Genomic DNA, 19,708 nt, shown 5'->3' on the forward strand with positions numbered 1-19,708 from the left:
GGTGATGTGACAAGATGTTGAGTAAGGACGCGTTTGAATGCTCTATTGGTTGACCCTGCTTTCGGATGGCGGTGATTTCTTTAACCTGTTTCGTTACATCACCTTCCGTGCCGGGGGGGCTTTCCTGACCGCGCTGGTGTTCGGCTTTCTCTTCGGGCGGCCGCTGATCGCGGTGCTGCGCCGCAGGCAGGGCAAGGGCCAGCCGATCCGCGACGATGGCCCAGAAGGGCATTTCGTGAAGGCGGGCACGCCGACCATGGGCGGGCTGCTGATCGTGGGGGCGCTGCTGACCTCGACACTGCTCTGGGCGCGGCTCGACAATCCCTTTGTCTGGCTGGTGCTTTTCGTGACCATGAGCTTTGCCGCCATCGGATTTGCGGATGACTACGCCAAGGTCAGCAAGCAGAACACATCAGGTGTGTCCGGCAAGATACGGTTATTGCTGGGATTTCTGATTTCGGGCATTGCCGGTTTCTGGGCCGCGCAATATCATCCCGAAGCGCTGCAATATCAGCTGGCGCTGCCGGTCTTCAAGGATACGCTGATCAACCTCGGGGTTCTCTTTGTGCCCTTCTCAATCATCGTGATCGTGGGGGCGGCCAATGCGGTGAACCTGACCGACGGTCTGGACGGTCTTGCGATCATGCCGGTGATGATCGCGGCCGGCACGCTGGGGGTCATTGCCTATGCGGTGGGGCGGGTCGATTTCACCGATTATCTGGATGTGCATTATGTCCCCGGCACCGGTGAAATCCTGATCTTTACCGCCGGGCTCTTTGGCGGGGGACTGGGCTTCTTGTGGTACAACGCGCCGCCGGCCGCGGTTTTCATGGGCGATACCGGGTCATTGGCCCTGGGCGGTGCCCTGGGGGCGATTGCGGTGGCGACCAAGCACGAACTGGTGCTGGCGATTGTCGGTGGGTTGTTCGTGGTGGAGGCGCTGTCGGTGATCATTCAGGTGCTCTACTTCAAGCGCACCGGCAAACGGGTCTTTCTGATGGCGCCGATCCACCATCACTATGAAAAGAAGGGCTGGGCCGAGCCGCAGATCGTGATCCGGTTCTGGATCATCTCGCTGATCCTCGCCATGATCGGTCTGGCGACGCTGAAGGTCCGGTAACCGCGCTGGCGCGCCGCGTGCCGCGGGCGGGGCGGCGCGCCGGGGCGCGCGCCGGTGGAGGCGCTGCCTCCACACCTCCGGTATATTTGGGGAACAATGAAGCGGGGGTCACCGCGCCCCGTCTTGAAGTTGCAGCGCCATTACCTGCCGCGCGGCGCGCTCTCGGGACATGGCGCTGTCATCTGCCTCAGGGCAAAGGCGCGCGCTCTAGAAGATCGACCAGCCCATCCTGGTGGTCAGTTCGGCGAGCGCTTCGGTGCCCCGGTGGGAATTGCCGTAGCGGTTGAGACCCGGGCTCCAGACCGCGATGGCGGCCTGGTGCGGCACGATGGCGAGGATGCCGCCGCCGACGCCGCTTTTGCCCGGAATGCCGACGCGGTAGGCGAAGTCGCCCGAGCCGTCGTAATGGCCGCAGGTGAGCATCATCGCGTTCAGGCGGCGGATGCGGCGGGGTGAGACCAGCCGTGGCATGTTTGGCGCGTGAATCAGGAAGCGGCCCGCCATGGCCAGCTGGGCGGTGGTCATCTCGATGGCGCAATGGTGGAAGTAGGTGCCCAGCACCTTGTCGGGGCTGTTGGTCAGATTGTCATGTGCGGCCAGAAAATGCGCGAGCGCGAAGTTGCGGTGGCCATAGGCGGTTTCCGAGGCCGCGACGGTTTCGTTGATGTGGATATCGCCGGATCCGGCGGCGCTGCGCACGAAGTGGATGATCTCGGCCAGGGCTTCGCGCGGGGCGCGGTTGCCCAGCACCGCATCGGTGGTGACGATGGCGCCTGCGTTGATGAAGGGATTGCGGGGGCGGCCGTTTTCCTGTTCGAGCTGGACGATGGAGTTGAAGGCCCGGCCCGAGGGTTCGCGGCCCACCCGTGTCCAGAGCTGGTCGCCCGAGCGGCCAAGGGCGATGGCAAGGGTGAAAACCTTGGTGATCGACTGGACGGAGAAAGCCACGCCATGGTCGCCGGCCTGGTGCAGCTGGCCATCGGCGGTGACGACGGAAATCGCGAATTGTGCCGGATCGACCCGGGCCAGCTGCGGAATGTAGCTGGCCACCTGGCCCCAGTCGGCATCCAGGCGGGCCTTTTGGTCAAGCTGGTGCAGGATGGTATCGAGGTTCGGCATTCTGGGCGCTCCGGCTTGTGAAGGGCGCGTATTGCGACCATTCTGCGGGCCAACGGGTAGCAGGGGTGATGCAATGATTCCAGTACGGGGATTGGAAGGTGCGCAGGTGGCGGTGCTGGGGCTGGGCCGGTCGGGCCTGGTGGCGGCGCGTGCGCTGGTGGCGGGCGGTGCCCTGCCGCTGTGCTGGGACGACAATCCCGATGCCCGCGCCAGGGCAGAGGCCGAGGGGCTGACCTGTGCCGATCTGAAGAAACCCGGTGCCTTCGAAGCCATCGCCCGGCTGATCGTCAGCCCCGGTATTCCGCATCTTTACCCGGCACCGAACCCGGTGGTGGCGGCGGCGCTGGACGCCGGCGTGCCGGTGGACAATGACATCGGCCTGTTCTTTCAAAGCTTTGCCACATCGGACTGGAACGGGTTCGACGTGATGCCGCGGGTGGTGGCGGTGACCGGATCGAACGGGAAATCCACCACCTCGGCGTTGATCCATCACATTCTCGAAGAGGCCGGGCGGCCCTGCCAGCTGGCCGGCAACATCGGCCGCGGGGTGCTGGACCTGGAGCCTGCGGTGGACGGCGAGGTCGTGGTGCTGGAGCTGAGCAGCTACCAGACCGATCTGGCGCGGGCGCTGACGCCGGATGTGGCGGTCTTCACCAATCTCAGCCCCGATCACCTGGACCGGCACCATGGGATGGGCGGCTATTTCGCGGCGAAGCGGCGGCTCTTTGCCGAGGGCGGGCCGGACCGCGCGGTGATCGGCGTGGACGAGGTGGAGGGGCAATACCTGGCCGGGCAGATGACCGAAGGCCGGGCCGATGACCGGGTGATCCGGGTCAGCGTGACGCGCAAGCTGACCGGGCCGGGCTGGCAGGTCTTTGCGCGCAAGGGGTTCCTGTCGGAATACCGCAAGGGCAAGCAGGTGGCTTCCGTGGATCTGCGCGGGGTGGCGGGGCTGCCGGGGGCGCATAATCATCAGAATGCCTGCGCGGCCTATGCCGCCTGCCGGTCGCTGGGGCTGGCGCCACGGGTGATCGAGGCGGCGTTTCACAGCTTTGGCGGGTTGCCGCACCGGTCCCAGACCATCGCGGAGGTGGGCGGCGTGCGCTATGTCAACGACAGCAAGGCGACCAATGTGGATTCCGCCGCCAAGGCGTTGATGGCTTTCGACAAGATTCGCTGGATTTGTGGCGGACTTGAGAAGGAAGGCGGGCTGGAAGGGCTGGCCGCTGCCACGGGCGGCGTGCGCAAGGCCTATGTGATCGGGCGCGAGGCTGCCGGATTTGCCATGCAGCTGAACGTGGAGGCAGAGGTCTGTGGCACGATGGAGGTCGCCGTGGCCCGCGCGGTGGCAGAGGCGGAACCGGGGGATGTGGTGCTGCTGGCGCCTGCGGCGGCCAGTTTTGACCAATATGACAGTTTCGAACGCCGGGGCGAGGATTTCGCGGCACGGGTCGCGGCAGCGACCGGCGGCTGATCAACCGGCGATGTCGCGGGCGGCCGCCATGGCGGAGGACCAGGCCCATTGGAAATTGTAGCCGCCCAGCCAGCCGGTGACATCCACCGCTTCGCCAATGAAATAAAGCCCGGGCACCGTCTTGCTCATCATCGAGCGGGAGGAGAGCGCGGCAGTATCGACACCGCCAAGGGTGACTTCGGCGGTGCGGTATCCTTCGGTGCCGCCGGGGGTCAGATGCCAGTTTTGCAAATGCGTCACGAGATTTTGCAAACGTGTGTCTGACCAATCCGCCAGATTGCCGCTCAGGTCCAGCTGGCTGGCCAGGTGTTCGACCAGCCGCGCGGGCAGATGCTGGGCCAGTTCCGTGGTCAGGTTCTTACGGCCCCGTGCCTGACGGCGTGCTTTCAGCTCATCGAGGATATTTGTTTCAGGGCAAAGGTTTATCGTAATGTCCTCACCCTCTTTCCAATAGGAGGAGGCTTGCAGGACGGCAGGGCCGGAGAGGCCCCGATGGGTGAACAGCAGCGCCTCGTCAAAGCTGGTGCCGCCTGCGGTGACGCGGGCCGGTGTGGCGACGCCGGATATCTCGGCAAAGCGGCCATCGGCAAAGGTGAAGGGCACAAGGCCCGCGCGTGTTTCCGTCACCGGCAGGTCGAAGCGGCGCGCGATCTCATAGGCAAGGCCGGTTGCGCCCATTTTCGGGATGGATTTGCCCCCCGAAGCGACGACAAGATTTCTGGCGGTGATCTTTCCAGTATAATCAGGGCCTTGCAGGTCAAAGGTAAAGCCCTTTGGTGACTTTGCAAACTGTGATGCGGTAGTTTGCAAATGCAGTTCCGCCCCGGCCACCTGCATCATCCGGCGCATCATCGCGACGATATCCTTGGCGGAGGTGTCACAGAACAATTGCCCCAATGTCTTTTCATGCCAGGGGATGCCATGGGCTTCGACCAAAGCGATGAAATCCCATTGGGTATAGCGGGCAAGCGCGGATTTCGCGAAATGCGGATTCTGGCTGAGAAAGGCGGAGGGGTCGCAGTGGAGGTTGGTGAAATTGCACCGCCCGCCGCCGGAGATGCGGATCTTTTCGCCCGGTGCCCTGGCGTGATCGACCACAAGCACACGCCCCCCGGCATGTGCCGCGCACATCATGCCGGCCGCACCCGCGCCAATGATTGCCGTATCCACTTTCATGCCAGCGGCTTGCCCGGTTCGGAGCGGGGGGTCAAGTTGGCGTGATGCCCCTTGTGCCGCCGCTTTGCCCGCCGTCATTGCACGGCGTGCCGGTGGCGCGTGGCGGAAATTGACTGGCGTGATCCGCAAAATGGCGTTATGCTGACAGTTAGACCCCAGAAAATGGGGCGTTCGAGGCAGTTTAAGGCAGTGTATCCATGACAGAGATGGTCTATGGCGCGGTTCCCGTTCGGGAAGGCGAGCCAATTCTTCCAAAATGGTGGCGCACGGTGGATCGCTGGGCCTTGTCCTGCGTATTGATGCTGTTCGCTGTCGGCATGTTGCTGGGGCTGGCCGCCTCGCCGCCGCTGGCTGCCAAGAACGGGTTTGACCCGTTCCACTATGTCCAAAGGCAGGCCTTCTTTGGCGGGCTTGCGATCTTTGCGATGGTGCTGACCTCGATGATGTCGCCTGTGGTGGTGCGCCGCCTCGCGGTGCTGGGCTTTATCGGCGCCTTCATCGCCCTGGCGCTGCTGCCGTTTTTCGGCACCGACTTTGGCAAGGGGGCGACCCGCTGGTATTCGCTGGGATTTGCCAGTGTGCAGCCTTCGGAATTTCTCAAGCCCGGATTTATCGTGGCAACCGCCTGGCTTCTGGCCGCGAGCCTTGAGATCAATGGCCCGCCGGGCAAGGCCTGGTCCTTTGCCCTGTGCATGTCGATCGTGCTGATGCTGGCATTGCAGCCCGACTTCGGTCAGGCCTGTCTGGTGCTGTTCGGCTGGGGCGTGATGTATTTTGTCGCCGGGGCGCCGATGCTGCTGCTGGTGGGCATGGCCGCGATGGTGGTGATTGCGGGCAGTTTCGCCTATTCCAGTTCGGAACACTTCGCGCGCCGGATTGATGGCTTTCTCAGCCCCGATGTCGATCCGACCACGCAGTTGGGCTATGCCACCAATGCAATCCGCGAGGGCGGTCTTTTTGGTGTCGGCGTGGGCGAGGGCGAAGTGAAATGGTCGCTGCCCGATGCCCATACCGATTTCATCATTGCCGTCGCGGCAGAGGAATACGGGCTGGTTCTGGTGCTCTGCATCATTGCGCTTTACACCGTGATCGTGGTCCGGTCGCTGCTGCGTCTGGTGCGTGAACGGGACCCTTTCACGCGGCTGGCGGGCACCGGGCTTGCCTGTATCTTTGGCGTGCAGGCCATGATAAACATGGGCGTCGCCGTGCGGCTGCTGCCGGCCAAGGGGATGACCCTGCCATTTGTCAGCTACGGGGGGTCTTCGGTGATCGCTTCGGGCATCGCGGTGGGGATGTTGCTGGCCTTCACGCGCAGCAGGCCGCAGGGCGAGATTTCTGACATTCTTGGCCGGGGCCGCGCCCGCTGAAGGCGCGCCCGGACGGAGGACACCATGACCGCACCCTTGTTGATCATCGCAGCCGGAGGCACCGGGGGCCACATGTTCCCCGCGCAGGCCCTGGCCGAGGTGATGCTGACGCGCGGCTGGCGGGTGCGCCTGTCCACCGACGCACGCGGCGCGCGCTATACCGGCGGGTTCCCGGCGGAGGTCGAAATCAGCCAGGTCAGTTCCGCCACCTTTGCGCGGGGCGGTGTGCTGGCCAAGGCGATGGTGCCGCTGCGCATCGGTGCGGGGGCGCTGGGGGCCGCCCTGCGGATGATGCGCGACCGGCCTGCCGTGGTTGTGGGCTTTGGCGGATATCCGTCGATCCCGGCGCTGTCGGCGGCAACCCTGTTGCGGGTGCCGCGCATGATCCATGAACAGAACGGCGTGCTGGGCCGGGTCAACACGATCTTTGCCAAACGGGTCGATGCCATGGCCTGCGGCACCTGGCCGACGGAGTTGCCCGAGGGGGTGGAAGCTGTGCATGTGGGCAACCCGGTGCGCGCCGCGGTGCTCGACCGGGCAGGCGCGGGCTATATCCCCCCCGGTGACTATCCGATGGAAATTCTGGTGATGGGCGGCTCGCAGGGTGCGCGCATCCTGAGCGATGTGGTGCCCGCCGCGCTGGCCGCACTGCCGCTTGCCATGCTCAAGAACATCCGCGTCAGCCATCAGGCCCGCGACGAGGACGGCCAGCGGGTTGCCGATTACTACGCCGAGAACGCCATCGACGCGGACGTGCAGCCCTTCTTTGAAGATGTGCCGCGCCGGATGTGCGAGGCGCAGCTGGTCATCAGCCGGTCCGGGGCCTCTTCGGTCGCGGATATCTCGGTGATCGGGCGACCCTCGATCCTGATCCCCTTTGCCGCCGCGACAGGTGACCACCAGACCGCCAATGCGCGCGGGCTGGTCGAGGCGGGGGCCGCGATCATGGTCCCCGAAAGCAGGCTCAGCCCCGAGGCGCTGGCCGAACAGATACAAAGCATTCTCGAACAGCCCGACGCCGCATTGCAGATGTCGCGGGCGGCCCATTCGGTGGGCAAGCCCGAAGCGGCGCAAGCCCTGGCGCAGATGGTCGAGACCCTGGCCCAGGAAGGAAAACGAAAATGAACGCAGCAGCGGCCACCAAACTGCCCACCGATGTGGGCCCGATCCATTTTGTCGGCATTGGCGGCATCGGCATGTCGGGCATTGCCGAGGTGCTGATCAACCACGGCTACCGGGTGCAGGGCTCCGACCTGAAGACGACCAAGATCACCGACCGGCTGGCTGAGCTGGGGGCGGTAATCTTCGAGGGGCAAAAGGCCGAGAACATCGAGAATGCCGAAGTGGTGGTCATCTCTTCGGCGATCAAGCCCGGCAACCCCGAACTGGACGCGGCGCGGCTGGCGGGCCTGCCCATCGTGCGCCGGGCAGAGATGCTGGCAGAGCTGATGCGGCTGAAATCCAACATCGCGGTCGCGGGCACCCATGGCAAGACGACGACAACCACCATGGTTGCGGAACTGCTGGTCAAGGGCGGCATCGACCCCACGGTGGTCAATGGCGGGATCATCCATGCCTATGGATCGAATGCGCGCATGGGGCAGGGCGAATGGATGGTGGTGGAGGCCGACGAAAGCGACGGCACCTTCAACCGCCTGCCCGCAACCATTGCCATCGTCACCAACATCGACCCCGAGCATATGGAACATTGGGGCGATTTCGACAGGCTGCGGCAGGGTTTCCTTGATTTCGTGTCCAACATTCCCTTCTACGGTCTGGCGGTCTGCTGCACCGATCATCCCGAGGTGCAGGCGCTGGTGGGCAAGATCACCGACCGCCGCGTTGTCACCTATGGGTTCAACGCCCAGGCCGATGTGCGCGCGCGGAACCTGACCTACAAGGGCGGCGTGGCGCATTTTGACATTCACCTGCAGGCCGAAGGGGCGGTGATCGAAGGCTGCGAACTGCCGATGCCGGGGGATCACAACGTCTCCAACGCGCTGAGCGCGGTTGCGGTGGCGCGCCATCTGGGCATGAAGCGCGACGAGATCCGCGCGGCGCTGAAAAGTTTTGGCGGGGTCAACCGGCGCTTTACCAAGGTGGGCGAAGTGGACGGGGTCACCATCATCGACGACTATGGCCACCATCCGGTCGAGATTGCCGCGGTGCTGAAAGCCGCGCGTCAGGCGACGGAGGGCCGGGTGATCGCCGTGCACCAGCCGCACCGCTACACCCGTCTGCATCACCATTTCGAGGAATTCTGCGCCTGTTTCAATGATGCCGATGTGGTGGGCATTGCCGAGGTCTATGCCGCAGGCGAAGACCCGATCGAGGGCGCAGACCGCGACGGTCTGGTGGCGGGGCTGATCCGCCATGGCCATCGCCACGCCCGTGCGGTCCAGAACGAGGAAGATCTGATGCGCCTGGTGCGCGAACAGGCCGGACCGGGCGACATGGTGGTTTGTCTCGGGGCAGGGACAATCAGCGCCTGGGCCAATGCGCTGCCGGAAAAACTACGCGCTCTCAAGGGGGCCGCCGCCTGACGGCGGGCCTCTTGGCCATAATTCTGCCGCTTGCCTGTGATCCAACACCGCGGCCCGGCTGATCAAAGAGCCCCGGAAAGGGGCGGCGACGAGACGAAGAAGGAGCAGCAGCTATGACATTATTGTGGATTTCCGTTCTATGGGTGCTGGCATCAGCGGCGGTGGCAATGCTGCCGATGCGCCGGCAATATGTGCCGGGGGTGGCCCTGCTGCTGTCGGCACCGGTGCTGATCGTCGCGATTGCGCTTCATGTCGGCTGGTTCATGGCGCTTCTGGCCATCGCCGCCTTCGTGTCGATGTACCGCAACCCCCTGCGCTACCTGATCGCCCGGCTGCGCGGTCAGAGCTTTGAGGTCCCGCAGTGAGCCCATCGCTCATCCTGGCCTGTCTCTGGGCGCTTTCGGCAAATGTCATCGCGATGACACCCAGCAAGGACTACCACTGGCGCAACGCCTATATCCTGATTGCCATCGGTATTCCGATTCTGGGCTATGTCACGATGCAGCATGGGCCCTGGATCGGCCTGCTGGTGCTGGCGGGCGGCTGTTCGGTGCTGCGCTGGCCGGTGATCTACCTGATGCGCTGGCTGCGCCGGGGCGCGGGCCGGGTTGAAATCAAGGGGCCTGCGGAATGAGCCCGACCATCATGGCGCTGATCGCGGTGCTTGCCGTCTGGATGCTGGCCTGTGCCTTTCAGGGATACCGCGCGCGGCTCCTGGGCTTTCTGGGCGTGCTGATCCTGGGCATGGCGCTGAACATGCTGTGGATGGCCCTGCATCTGAATGCCACCCCGCTAGAGGGCAATGCGCTGATGGCGCAGGCGGCGCTGGTGCTCTACGGGCTTTGCGCCTTCGGTTTCGGCTGGCTGGCCGGTCGCCTGGTGCGGCAGTTCCGGGCCAGCCGGGTGGATGACCAGACGCGCTGAGCCGCCGTGCGCGCGCCACGGTTTGACGGCTCCGGCCTTTGCGGCTAATCGGGCGGTATGAACAAGATTTCCTTTCCGGCCGTGCGCGGCAAGCTGACGGCGCGACGCCCGCTGAATGATCTGACCTGGCTGCGTGTCGGTGGCCCGGCGGATTACCTGTTCCAGCCCGCCGATCCGGAGGACCTGAGCGGTTTTCTGCGCGATTTGCCCGATGAGGTGGCGGTTTTCCCCATGGGAGTCGGCTCCAACCTGATCGTGCGCGACGGCGGGTTGCGCGCCGTGGTGATCCGGCTGGGGCGCGGCTTCAACGGGATAGAGATTGACGGGGATCATGTCATCGCCGGGGCCGCGGCGCTGGATGCCCATGTGGCACGCAAGGCGGCGGATGCCGGTCTGGACCTGACATTCCTGCGCACGATCCCGGGCAGCATCGGCGGGGCGGTGCGCATGAACGCCGGCTGTTACGGCAGCTATGCGGCGGATCACTTCGTCAGTGCGCAGGTGGTCACCCGTGCGGGAGAGATCGTGACCCTGACCGCCGGGGACCTGAATTTCCGCTATCGCCAGAGTGACTTGCCCGAGGGTGCAGTGATTGTCAGCGCGGTGTTCGCCCCGCCAAAAGGCGACCCTGAGGCGCTGCATGCGCGGATGACCGCGCAACTGGCCAGGCGCGATGAAACCCAGCCGACCAAGGACCGTTCCGCAGGCAGTACCTTTCGCAATCCGGCGGGGTTTTCCAGCACCGGGCAGGCCGATGACGTGCATGATCTGAAAGCCTGGAAGGTGATCGACGAGGCCGGGATGCGCGGCGCGCGCCTGGGCGGGGCACAGATGAGCCCGAAACACCCGAACTTTCTGATCAATGCGGAGAACGCAACCGCGGCTGACCTGGAAAACCTTGGTGAGCAGGTGCGAAAAAAGGTTTACGATTCAAGCGGGATCACGCTAGAATGGGAAATCATGCGGATCGGCGAATTTCAAGGCGCGCCGGACGCAGAGGCATAAGCCGAAAACGGCGAAAACAATAAGAACAATGGGCCAGAACGGTCCGGGACAAAGGCACTCCAGTGGGTACGTCGAGCAGGACAACCCCGACAGTGGCGGTACTATTGGGCGGACTCTCGGCAGAGCGCGAGGTGTCTCTCTCAACCGGGCGCGCATGCGCCGCTGCACTGCGGGAACATGGCGGATATAACGTGGTCGAGGTCGATGCAGGCCGCGATCTTTGTGCCGTTCTGACCGATCTCAATCCCGATGCCATCCTGAACTGCCTGCATGGACGCTGGGGCGAGGATGGCTGCGTGCAGGGTCTGCTGGAATGGATGGGGCTGCCCTACAGCCATTCAGGCGTTCTTGCCTCGGCCCTGGCAATGGACAAGCAGCGCAGCAAGGAAGTCTATCGCAGCGCCGGTCTGCCGGTGGTGGACAGCGTGATCTGCCGCAAGGCCGAGGTGATGGCGCAGCATGTCATGCCGCCGCCCTATGTGGTCAAGCCGAACAACGAAGGCTCCTCTGTCGGGGTCTATCTGGTGAATGCGGAAAACAACGGTCCGCCGCAGCTTGACGATGCCATGCCTGAGTTCGTCATGGTCGAAACCTATGCGCCGGGGCGCGAGCTGACCACCACGGTGATGGGGTCCCGGGCCGGCGGTGACGCGCGCGCCCTGACGGTGACCGACATCATCACAACCGGCTGGTACGACTACGATGCCAAGTACAAGGAAGGCGGATCGACCCATGTGGTGCCCGCCGACATTCCACAGGACATCTTCGACCTCTGCCTGGACTATGCCCTGCGCGCCCATGAGGCGCTGGGATGCCGGGGGGTCAGCCGCACCGATTTCCGCTGGGACGAGACACGCGGCGCCGACGGGCTGATCCTGCTGGAGACAAACACCCAGCCGGGCATGACCGCCACCTCGCTGTCACCCGAACAGGCGCAGAGCTGCGGCATGTCCTTTCCCGACTTCTGCGCCTGGATGGTGGAGGATGCCTCATGCGGTCGCTGATCCGGCGCAAGGCCCCCACATCGGTCAAGGCCGATCCCGCCCCCTCGCGCTGGGCCTGGCGCATGCAGCGGCTGATGCTGACGCCGGGATTCCGGCTGATGCTGCGGGCAGGGGTGCCCTTTTGCCTGACGCTGCTGGCCGGGACAATCTATCTGGCTGACGACGCGCGCCGGAGCGCAATCACCGAGGCCGTGGCCGATGCGCGCCGCGCGGTCGAGGAACGGCCCGAATTCATGGTCAAGCTGATGGCCATCGACGGGGCTGACGGGCCGCTGGCCGCCGAAATCCGGACCGCCGTGCCCATCGAATTTCCGCTCAGTTCCTTCGATCTGGACCTGGGCCAGGTCCGCAGCACGATCACATCCCTGAGCAGCGTGAAGAATGCGAATGTCCGGATTAAACCGGGCGGGGTGTTGCAGGTCATCGTGAAGCCCCGGGTGCCGGTGGCAATCTGGCGCACGGCCGAGGGGCTGACGCTTGTGGATGATGGCGGTGCGCCCGTGGGCCAGATCGCCAACCGGGCCCTGCGCCCCGATCTGCCGCTGATCGCGGGCGAAGGGGCGGCGCGCCATGTGCCGGAGGCGCTGGAGCTGATCAAGACAACCAAACCGATCGCCGGGCGCCTGCGCGGGCTGGTCCGGATGGGTGCGCGGCGCTGGGATGTGGTGCTGGACCGCGACCAGCGGATCATGCTGCCCGAATATGACGCGATCCCGGCGCTGGAGCGGGTCATCGCGCTGGAAGGCGCGCAGGAGGTGCTCAGCCGCGACGTGTCCCGCGTGGACATGCGGCTGGCCCAGCGGCCCACGGTCAGGTTGACACAAGAAGCCACCGAAGCGTGGTGGGACATAAGGCAGAGCACGGGACAATAAGTCCCGGCCATATCACAAGGCAGTGACACGATGATGGACCTTTACGACAGTCAACGCTCGATGCGGAACATGCGCAGGGTTGCGATGCAGCGGGGCGTTGTGGCCATTCTCGACGTGGGCAGTTCCAAGATCGCATGTCTTGTGCTGCGCTTCGACGGCAGTGGCGAACTGGGCGAAGAGGGCGAGATCGGATCGCTGGCCGGTCAGTCGGGATTCCGCGTCATCGGTGCCGCGACAACCCGGTCGCGCGGGGTCCGCTTTGGCGAAATCTGCGTGATGAGCGAGACCGAGCGTGCCATCCGCACTGCCCTGCAGGCGGCGCAGAAGATGGCGGGCATCCGCGTCGATCACGTGATCGCCTGTTTCTCCGGGGCGGAGCCGCGCAGCTACGGGCTGGATGCCCAGATCGACCTGGAAGGTCAGGCGGTGACCGAACAGGACGTGGCCCAGGTGCTGGCCAATTGCGATGTGCCCGAATACGGCGAGGACCGCGAAGTGCTGCATGCGCAGCCGGTGAACTTTGCACTGGACCACCGGTCCGGGCTGATCGACCCGCGGGGCCAGCTGGGTAACAGCCTGTCGGTGGACATGCACATGCTGACCGTCGATGCCGCCGCCGTGCAGCACCTGGCACATTGCATCAAACGTTGCGACCTGGAACTGGCCGGTATCGCGAACTCGGCCTATGTCTCGGGCATTTCCTCTCTGGTTGAGGATGAACAGGAACTGGGCGCGGCCTGTATCGACATGGGCGGCGGGTCGACCGGGGTGTCGATCTTTATCAAGAAACACATGATCTATGCGGATTGCGTGCGCATGGGCGGCGATCACGTGACCTCGGATATTTCCATGGGGTTGCAGGTGCCCACCGCAAACGCCGAGCGGATCAAGACCTTCTATGGCGGCGTACATGCCACCGGGATGGACGACCGCGAGATGATCGAGATCGGCGGCGAGACCGGCGATTACGAACATGACCGCCGGACCGCCAGCCGCGCCGAACTGATCGGCATCATGCGGCCCAGGGTGGAGGAAATTCTGGAAGAGGTCCGGGTCCGGCTGGATGCCGCCGGATTCGACCACCTGCCCAGCCAACAGATTGTACTTACCGGCGGCGGCAGTCAGATTCCGGGTCTGGACGGGCTGGCCAGCAAGATCCTGGGCCAGCAGGTGCGGCTGGGTCGCCCGCTGCGGGTGCATGGCCTGCCCCAGGCGGCAACGGGTCCGGGTTTTGCCAGCGCGGTGGGCCTGTCGCTCTTTGCGGCGCATCCACAGGACGAATGGTGGGATTTCGACATTCCCGCCGACAGATACCCGGCTCGGTCGCTCAAACGTGCGGTCAAATGGTTCCGTGACAACTGGTGATCGCAATATGGAGTGGCGGGACCGACATAGAGGCAAAATCAGCAAGAATTTGCCCATATGTTGCGTAATTATGGTGTTTTATAGGTGACGATACGGCCTCAGACCGTTAAGATCGCCTGAATTTATGACGAAGAAGCGCTCATGGGACGTGGGCTAAAAAACAGGCGGACAGCACATGACACTGAACCTTTCTATGCCCGGACAGGACGATCTGAAACCTCGCATCACCGTTTTCGGTGTTGGCGGCGCCGGTGGTAACGCGGTCAATAATATGATCGAAAAACAACTGGATGGCGTGGATTTCGTCGTGGCCAACACGGACGCCCAGGCGTTGCAGCAGGCCCGCGCAGAGAACAAGGTGCAGCTTGGCATCAAAGTGACCGAGGGTCTGGGCGCCGGGGCGCGCGCCTCTGTCGGTGCTGCGGCCGCCGAAGAATCAATCGAACAGATCGTCGACCACCTGGCAGGGGCGCATATGTGCTTTATCACTGCGGGCATGGGCGGCGGCACCGGGACGGGTGCAGCCCCGATCATCGCGCAGGCCGCCCGCGAATTGGGCGTGCTGACCGTCGGCGTCGTGACCAAGCCGTTCCAGTTCGAGGGTGCCAAGCGGATGCGTCAGGCCGAGGACGGCGTCGAGGCGCTGCAAAAGGTTGTCGATACGCTGATCATCATCCCCAACCAGAACCTGTTCCGGCTGGCGAATGAGAAAACCACCTTTACCGAAGCCTTCTCGATGGCCGATGACGTTCTGTATCAGGGCGTCAAGGGCGTGACCGACCTGATGGTCCGTCCGGGCCTGATCAACCTCGACTTTGCCGATGTCCGCGCCGTGATGGACGAAATGGGCAAGGCGATGATGGGCACCGGCGAGGCCGAGGGCGAAGATCGCGCCATCCAGGCCGCCGAAAAGGCCATTGCCAACCCGCTGCTGGACGAAATCAGCCTGCGCGGTGCCAAGGGCGTGCTGATCAACATCACCGGCGGTGCTGACCTGACCCTGTTCGAACTGGACGAGGCCGCCAACCGCATCCGCGAGGAAGTGGACCCCGAGGCCAACATCATCGTCGGTTCCACCATGGACGAGGGCATGGGCGGCGTGATGCGCGTGAGCGTCGTGGCGACAGGGATCGACGCCACCGATGTGAACACCGAAATGCCGGTGCCGCGCCGCTCCATGAGCCAGCCGCTGAAGCCGCAGACCCTGACCGAAGAAGCGCCTGTTGCCGCTGCCGCCGCCTCTGTCGCGCAGGAAGACCAGCAACCGCTGTTCAATGACATGGATGTGCAGCGTGTGGCCGCCGAAGAGCAGGCAGAGGACATCTTTGCCGATGAATCCACTGACGAGAACGACGGCCTGCCGGCGCCTGCCTATCAGCCTCAGGTTGCCGCTTTCGAACCGCGCCATGAGGAAGACAGCATCGAGGCGGAAGCCGAGGCGGAAAGCTATGTCGCGCCCCGTGCGCCCGCACCCGGCACCCCGTCGCCCGAGGCGCTGGCCCGTCTGCGCGCCGCTGCGCAAAAGGCCAACCCGGAGCAGCAGCCCCGTGCCGCCGCACCGCAGCAACGCCCGCAGCAGGCCGCACCGGCCGGGCAGGGTGGTCAGGACAAGCCACGTTTCGGCATCAACTCCCTGATCAACCGCATGACCGGCCATGGCGAAGGCGAAGCCCAGGCCCAGCCGCAGCAGCGCCCGGTGCGCCAGCAGCCCCCGGTTCAGCAGGCGCCCCAGCGCAGCGCATCGGCGGCACCTCAGCCCTCGCATGAGGCCGATCCGGACCAGGAACGCATCGAAATCCCCGCCTTCCTGCGCCGTCAGGCAAACTGAGACCTCACATCATGTGACGAAGCGGGCCGCCAATAGGCGGCCCTTTTCTTTTGTTATCAATGAATTGCAGACGCCCCAGCACATTTGTGCCCAATTGTTACGGTCATGTTTCAGTCGGTTGCAAAGATTGAATTGAGTGTAACGAACGGCATCCCTACTTGTGGGTTCAACTTAGACAACGATCTATGAACCCTGAGGACGAGCCCGTGCAAACAACCATCAAATCTCCGATCTCCTTCGGTGGCCATGGCCTGCACTCCGGTGCGCCCGCCACGGTGACCGTGAATCCCGCCAGCGCGCATCACGGCATCTGGTTCAAGCGGACCGACATCGCCCTGGGCGACCGGATGATCCCGGCGCGCTGGGATGCGGTCAACCGTTCGCCGCTCTGCACAAAGCTGGAAAATGCCGCCGGTCTGCATGTCTCGACCGTGGAACATATCATGGCGGCGCTGGCAGGCTGTGGCATCCACAACGCCCTGATCGAGATTGACGGCCCCGAAGTGCCGATCCTGGATGGGTCCGCCGTGCAGTTCGTGCGCGGTTTCATGCAGCGCGGCATCCGTGTGCTGGCGGCCCCGGTCATGGCCTTTGAAGTGCTCAAGGAAGTGACCGTGACCGATGGGGAAGCACGTGCAACCCTGGCGCCCGCCGATACGCTGCGCATTGATTTCGAGATCGACTTTGCCGATGCCGCCATCGGGCACCAGCAAAAGACATTGGTGATGAACAACGGCTCCTTTGCACGCGAGCTTTGCGACAGCCGCACCTTCTGCCGCCGCGCAGACGTGGAGGCGATGCGTGCCAATGGTCTGGCGCTCGGCGGCACGGCGGAAAACGCCGTGGTGGTCGACGGTGCCGCGATCCTGACGCCGGGCGGGCTGCGCCATGCGGATGAGCCCGTGCGCCACAAGATGCTGGATGCCCTGGGCGACCTGGCGCTGGCCGGTGCGCCGCTGCTGGGCCATTACACGGGGTACCGCGCGGGCCATTCGCTGACCAACACGCTGCTGCGCGCGCTTTTCGCCACCCCGGACGCGGTCCGGCTGGTGAAATGCGATCCGACAATGGCGGCCCGGCTGCCCGGCTACGGGCTGGTCTGGGACGAGATCCCGCAGGTCGCCTAAGTCGATTTACCCCCATTGAATCATGCCACAAGGCGCTGTATTTCCAATGCAACGCCATCTGGCGCAATTGTTGTGCAACTTTTGAACGCCACCTTGCTACAAAGCGTGGAAACGAAGTTTTGCATCGCAAAATATTGTGCTAGTCAGATGCTTAACAGGGGTCACAAGACCCTCGCCAGGACCGGACGAAGGGGGTAACGCATGTCTCGAAAGATGTCGCGCAAGCGCATGATCGGCACCGTGCTCCTTGTTGCCACCCTCGGCGCCTGTGGGGGCAGTCAGAATACGGGCCGCCTTACCAAGAGTTTCTTCAATCCGCAGGAAATCCCGCTTGAGACCTATTCGGCGGAGCAGATTTTCGAACGCGGTGAATTCGAGCTGAACCGCCGCCAGCCCGAGGAAGCGGCCTTCTACTTTGCGGAGATCGAGCGGCTCTATCCCTATTCCGAATGGGCCAAGCGCGCGCTGATCATGCAGGCGTTTTCCTATCATCAGGATCAGGATTACCCCAACAGCCGTTCCGCCGCGCAGCGTTTCATCGACTTTTATCCAGACGATGACGATGCGGCCTATGCCCAGTACCTGCTGGCGCTGAGCTATTACGACCAGATTGACGAAGTGGGCCGGGACCAGGGCCTGACCTTTCAGGCGCTGCAATCCCTACGTGACGTGATCGAACGTTATCCAGACAGCGAATATGCCAAGGCGGCGATTCTCAAGTTCGACCTGGCCTTCGACCATCTGGCCGGCAAGGAGATGGAGATCGGTCGCTACTATCTGCGGCGCAACCATTATACGGCGGCGATCAACCGGTTCCGTGTGGTGGTCGAGGATTTCCAGACCACAAGCCACACCGCCGAAGCGCTGCACCGTCTTGTCGAATCCTACCTGTCGCTGGGCCTGAACCACGAGGCGCAAACCGCCGGTGCGATCCTTGGGCATAACTTCCGGGGCAGTGACTGGTACGAGGACAGCTACAAGCTGTTGACCGGGCAGGGGCTGGAGCCGAAGTTTTACAAGAACAACTGGCTGGGCGCGATTTACCGGCAGACCATCAAGGGCGAGTGGTTGTAAGCAAGGTGGGATAACCACCGGCCCATCGGAAAGCTGTCATGCTGCGCGGACTCGATATTTCGGATATGCTGATCATCGACCGGCTGGAGCTTGGCTTTCAGCCGGGTCTTAACGTGCTGACCGGTGAAACCGGGGCGGGCAAATCCATTCTTCTCGACAGTCTGGGGTTCGTGCTGGGCTGGCGCGGGCGTGCCGATCTGGTCCGGCAGGGGGCAGAGCAGGGCGAGGTGACCGCCTGGTTCGATCTGCCGCCGGGACATGCTGCCCATGCGGTGCTGGAAGAGGCGGGGCTGCCGGGCGGGGATGAGCTGATCCTGCGGCGCATCAACAGCTCTGACGGGCGCAAGACATCCTGGGTCAACGACCGCCGCTGTTCCGGCGAGGTGCTGCGCGCGCTTTCCGACACGCTGGTGGAACTGCATGGCCAGCACGACGACCGCGGCCTGCTGAACCCGCGCGGCCACCGCAGTATCCTGGACGATTTTGCCGGCAACGCGGATGCGATTGGGCGCTGCCGCCGGGCCTGGGCGGCCCTGTCGGCGGCCCGCAAGGCAGCGCAGGTGGCTGCGGCAGAGCGCGATGCCATCGCGGCGGAGGAGGAATTCCTGCGTCACGCGGTTGCCGAGCTGGACAAGCTGGATCCGCAGGAGGGCGAGGAAGCCACGCTGGATACCAAGCGCCGCCTGATGCAGGGGGCAGAGAAAATCCGCGCCGATGTGGTCAACGCCTATGAGATCATGGGCCAGAACGGCGCGGAGCAGCAGCTTGGCGATGCGCTGCGCTGGCTGGACGGGGCGGCCTCCCGTGCCGAGGGCGCGCTGGAGGCGCCGATGGCCGCGCTGAACCGCGCCATGGTGGAACTGGACGAGGCGATGTCAGGCGTGGCCGATGCCATCGACCAGATGTCGTTCAACCCGCTGGAACTGGAAGAGACCGAGGAACGGCTGTTCGCGATCCGCGCCCTGGCACGCAAACATGACGTGGCACCGGACGAGCTGGCCGGTTTCGCAGGCACCCTGCGCGCCAAGCTGGAGGCGCTGGACGCGGGAGAGGCGGCACAGGCGGGGCTGGAAAAGGCGGTGCGCGAGGCCGAGGCGGATTACGACGCTGCGGCCGAGGCGCTGAGCGCGGCACGGGCAAGGGCCGCCCGCAAGCTGGACAAGGCGGTGACGGCGGAACTTGCGCCGCTGAAAATGGAACGCGCGGTGTTTGAAACCCGGATCGAACCGGAAGAGCCCGGCCCCGAGGGGCGGGACACCGTGTCTTTCACCGTGGCCACCAACCCCGGTGCGCCCGCCGGGCCGCTGGGCAAGATCGCCTCGGGCGGGGAGCTGAGCCGCTTCCTGCTGGCGCTCAAGGTCTGTCTGACCCAGGGGCAACCGGGCCTGACCCTGATTTTCGACGAGATCGACCGGGGTGTCGGCGGGGCAACCGCGGATGCCGTGGGCCGGCGGCTGTCGGCGCTGGCCGCCGGGGGGCAGGTGCTGGTGGTGACCCATTCGCCGCAGGTCGCGGCACTTGGCGCGCATCACTGGCGTGTGGCCAAGGCGGTCAGCAAGGGCATGACCACCTCGACCGTTGTCCCGCTCAGCCCGCCCGAACGGGTGGACGAGGTCGCGCGGATGTTGTCCGGCGACCAGGTGACCGATGCGGCCCGCGCGGCGGCAGAGGCTTTGTTGGCAGGGTAGTGGGTTTGCCCGGTGCCTCTCC

The 19,708-nt window shown here is 64.4% G+C and carries 18 protein-coding genes; 16 read left to right on the plus strand and 2 right to left on the minus strand.

The features are described from left to right. The first annotated feature begins 37 nt into the window (after positions 1-37). Entirely contained in the window at positions 38-1,120 is a 1,083-nt protein-coding gene (gene mraY, locus PVW51_RS10960) for a phospho-N-acetylmuramoyl-pentapeptide-transferase (protein WP_274575087.1), read from the plus strand. 207 nt (positions 1,121-1,327) lie between these two features. Here the strand turns inward: mraY and PVW51_RS10965 are convergent, their stop codons facing one another. Then, the gene (locus PVW51_RS10965; protein WP_114276578.1) at positions 1,328-2,239 is read right to left on the minus strand and encodes a glutaminase; all 912 of its coding nucleotides are present in this window, start codon (positions 2,237-2,239) and stop codon (positions 1,328-1,330) included. A gap of 73 nt (positions 2,240-2,312) precedes the next feature. Here PVW51_RS10965 and murD point away from each other — a divergent pair, with 73 nt between their 5' ends. Then, positions 2,313-3,713 carry a UDP-N-acetylmuramoyl-L-alanine--D-glutamate ligase gene (gene murD / locus PVW51_RS10970; RefSeq protein WP_274575088.1) on the plus strand — a complete coding sequence of 467 codons (1,401 nt, stop codon included), beginning with the start codon at positions 2,313-2,315 and terminating at the stop codon, positions 3,711-3,713. Here murD and PVW51_RS10975 read toward each other — a convergent pair whose 3' ends face one another. Continuing rightward, on the minus strand, positions 3,714-4,889 hold the full coding sequence (locus tag PVW51_RS10975) for an NAD(P)/FAD-dependent oxidoreductase (RefSeq protein ID WP_274575090.1): 1,176 nt from the start codon (positions 4,887-4,889) through the stop codon (positions 3,714-3,716). 197 nt (positions 4,890-5,086) lie between these two features. Here PVW51_RS10975 and ftsW point away from each other — a divergent pair, with 197 nt between their 5' ends. From ftsW to recN, 14 genes are all read left to right on the plus strand, one after another. After that, positions 5,087-6,256: a putative lipid II flippase FtsW gene (gene ftsW / locus PVW51_RS10980; protein ID WP_269363692.1), complete on the plus strand. Its 1,170-nt coding sequence runs from the start codon at positions 5,087-5,089 to the stop codon at positions 6,254-6,256. 24 nt (positions 6,257-6,280) lie between these two features. Further along, positions 6,281-7,381 (plus strand): UDP-N-acetylglucosamine--N-acetylmuramyl-(pentapeptide) pyrophosphoryl-undecaprenol N-acetylglucosamine transferase, encoded by a 1,101-nt coding sequence (locus PVW51_RS10985; protein ID WP_274575092.1) that lies wholly within the window; start codon positions 6,281-6,283, stop codon positions 7,379-7,381. Further along, entirely contained in the window at positions 7,378-8,799 is a 1,422-nt protein-coding gene (gene murC / locus PVW51_RS10990; RefSeq protein WP_114276573.1) for a UDP-N-acetylmuramate--L-alanine ligase, read from the plus strand. The genes PVW51_RS10985 and murC overlap by 4 nt, the downstream gene beginning before the upstream one ends. 113 nt (positions 8,800-8,912) lie before the next feature. Then, on the plus strand, positions 8,913-9,164 hold the full coding sequence (locus PVW51_RS10995; RefSeq protein WP_114276572.1) for a DUF2484 family protein: 252 nt from the start codon (positions 8,913-8,915) through the stop codon (positions 9,162-9,164). Beyond that, on the plus strand, positions 9,161-9,433 hold the full coding sequence (locus PVW51_RS11000; protein ID WP_269363687.1) for a DUF2484 family protein: 273 nt from the start codon (positions 9,161-9,163) through the stop codon (positions 9,431-9,433). The genes PVW51_RS10995 and PVW51_RS11000 overlap by 4 nt, the downstream gene beginning before the upstream one ends. Further along, entirely contained in the window at positions 9,430-9,723 is a 294-nt protein-coding gene (locus PVW51_RS11005) for a hypothetical protein (RefSeq protein ID WP_274575094.1), read from the plus strand. Before PVW51_RS11000 ends, PVW51_RS11005 begins: the two co-directional genes overlap by 4 nt. Positions 9,724-9,780: 57 nt before the next feature. After that, positions 9,781-10,728, plus strand: a complete 948-nt coding sequence (murB, locus tag PVW51_RS11010) for a UDP-N-acetylmuramate dehydrogenase (RefSeq protein ID WP_274575095.1) — start codon at positions 9,781-9,783, stop codon at positions 10,726-10,728. A 62-nt stretch (positions 10,729-10,790) separates the two neighbouring features. After that, on the plus strand, positions 10,791-11,732 hold the full coding sequence (locus tag PVW51_RS11015) for a D-alanine--D-alanine ligase (protein WP_274575096.1): 942 nt from the start codon (positions 10,791-10,793) through the stop codon (positions 11,730-11,732). Beyond that, complete coding sequence (locus PVW51_RS11020; protein ID WP_269363681.1) at positions 11,720-12,604, plus strand: cell division protein FtsQ/DivIB; 885 nt, start codon at positions 11,720-11,722, stop codon at positions 12,602-12,604. The genes PVW51_RS11015 and PVW51_RS11020 overlap by 13 nt, the downstream gene beginning before the upstream one ends. A gap of 30 nt (positions 12,605-12,634) precedes the next feature. Beyond that, positions 12,635-13,969 carry a cell division protein FtsA gene (ftsA, locus tag PVW51_RS11025; protein ID WP_205388287.1) on the plus strand — a complete coding sequence of 445 codons (1,335 nt, stop codon included), beginning with the start codon at positions 12,635-12,637 and terminating at the stop codon, positions 13,967-13,969. A 175-nt stretch (positions 13,970-14,144) separates the two neighbouring features. Then, complete coding sequence (ftsZ, locus tag PVW51_RS11030) at positions 14,145-15,797, plus strand: cell division protein FtsZ (protein WP_274575097.1); 1,653 nt, start codon at positions 14,145-14,147, stop codon at positions 15,795-15,797. Positions 15,798-16,003: 206 nt separating this feature from the next. Continuing rightward, on the plus strand, positions 16,004-16,924 hold the full coding sequence (lpxC, locus tag PVW51_RS11035; RefSeq protein ID WP_114277492.1) for a UDP-3-O-acyl-N-acetylglucosamine deacetylase: 921 nt from the start codon (positions 16,004-16,006) through the stop codon (positions 16,922-16,924). Between the two features lie 201 nt (positions 16,925-17,125). Further along, entirely contained in the window at positions 17,126-17,998 is an 873-nt protein-coding gene (locus PVW51_RS11040; RefSeq protein ID WP_114276565.1) for an outer membrane protein assembly factor BamD, read from the plus strand. 38 nt (positions 17,999-18,036) lie between these two features. After that, a complete protein-coding gene (gene recN / locus PVW51_RS11045; RefSeq protein ID WP_274575098.1) occupies positions 18,037-19,686 on the plus strand; it encodes a DNA repair protein RecN in 1,650 nt (549 codons plus the stop codon). Positions 19,687-19,708 lie beyond the last annotated feature (22 nt).

Origin of the sequence: Sulfitobacter sp. PR48, from assembly GCF_028807335.1 — a bacterium.
Classification (GTDB): domain Bacteria; phylum Pseudomonadota; class Alphaproteobacteria; order Rhodobacterales; family Rhodobacteraceae; genus Sulfitobacter.

Bases quoted from the DNA above. Each gene is read 5' to 3' on its own strand.
- PVW51_RS10965 (WP_114276578.1), bottom strand. From the start codon at position 2,239: ATGCCGAACCTCGATACCATCCTGCACCAGCTTGACCAAAAGGCCCGC.
- ftsZ (WP_274575097.1), top strand. From the start codon at position 14,145: ATGACACTGAACCTTTCTATGCCCGGACAGGACGATCTGAAACCTCGC.
- PVW51_RS11005 (WP_274575094.1), top strand. From the start codon at position 9,430: ATGAGCCCGACCATCATGGCGCTGATCGCGGTGCTTGCCGTCTGGATG.
- murD (WP_274575088.1), top strand. From the start codon at position 2,313: ATGATTCCAGTACGGGGATTGGAAGGTGCGCAGGTGGCGGTGCTGGGG.
- ftsA (WP_205388287.1), top strand. From the start codon at position 12,635: ATGATGGACCTTTACGACAGTCAACGCTCGATGCGGAACATGCGCAGG.
- recN (WP_274575098.1), top strand. From the start codon at position 18,037: ATGCTGCGCGGACTCGATATTTCGGATATGCTGATCATCGACCGGCTG.
- murB (WP_274575095.1), top strand. From the start codon at position 9,781: ATGAACAAGATTTCCTTTCCGGCCGTGCGCGGCAAGCTGACGGCGCGA.
- PVW51_RS11040 (WP_114276565.1), top strand. From the start codon at position 17,126: ATGTCTCGAAAGATGTCGCGCAAGCGCATGATCGGCACCGTGCTCCTT.
- murC (WP_114276573.1), top strand. From the start codon at position 7,378: ATGAACGCAGCAGCGGCCACCAAACTGCCCACCGATGTGGGCCCGATC.
- PVW51_RS10995 (WP_114276572.1), top strand. From the start codon at position 8,913: ATGACATTATTGTGGATTTCCGTTCTATGGGTGCTGGCATCAGCGGCG.
- PVW51_RS10975 (WP_274575090.1), bottom strand. From the start codon at position 4,889: ATGAAAGTGGATACGGCAATCATTGGCGCGGGTGCGGCCGGCATGATG.
- mraY (WP_274575087.1), top strand. From the start codon at position 38: ATGCTCTATTGGTTGACCCTGCTTTCGGATGGCGGTGATTTCTTTAAC.
- PVW51_RS10985 (WP_274575092.1), top strand. From the start codon at position 6,281: ATGACCGCACCCTTGTTGATCATCGCAGCCGGAGGCACCGGGGGCCAC.
- PVW51_RS11020 (WP_269363681.1), top strand. From the start codon at position 11,720: ATGCGGTCGCTGATCCGGCGCAAGGCCCCCACATCGGTCAAGGCCGAT.
- ftsW (WP_269363692.1), top strand. From the start codon at position 5,087: ATGACAGAGATGGTCTATGGCGCGGTTCCCGTTCGGGAAGGCGAGCCA.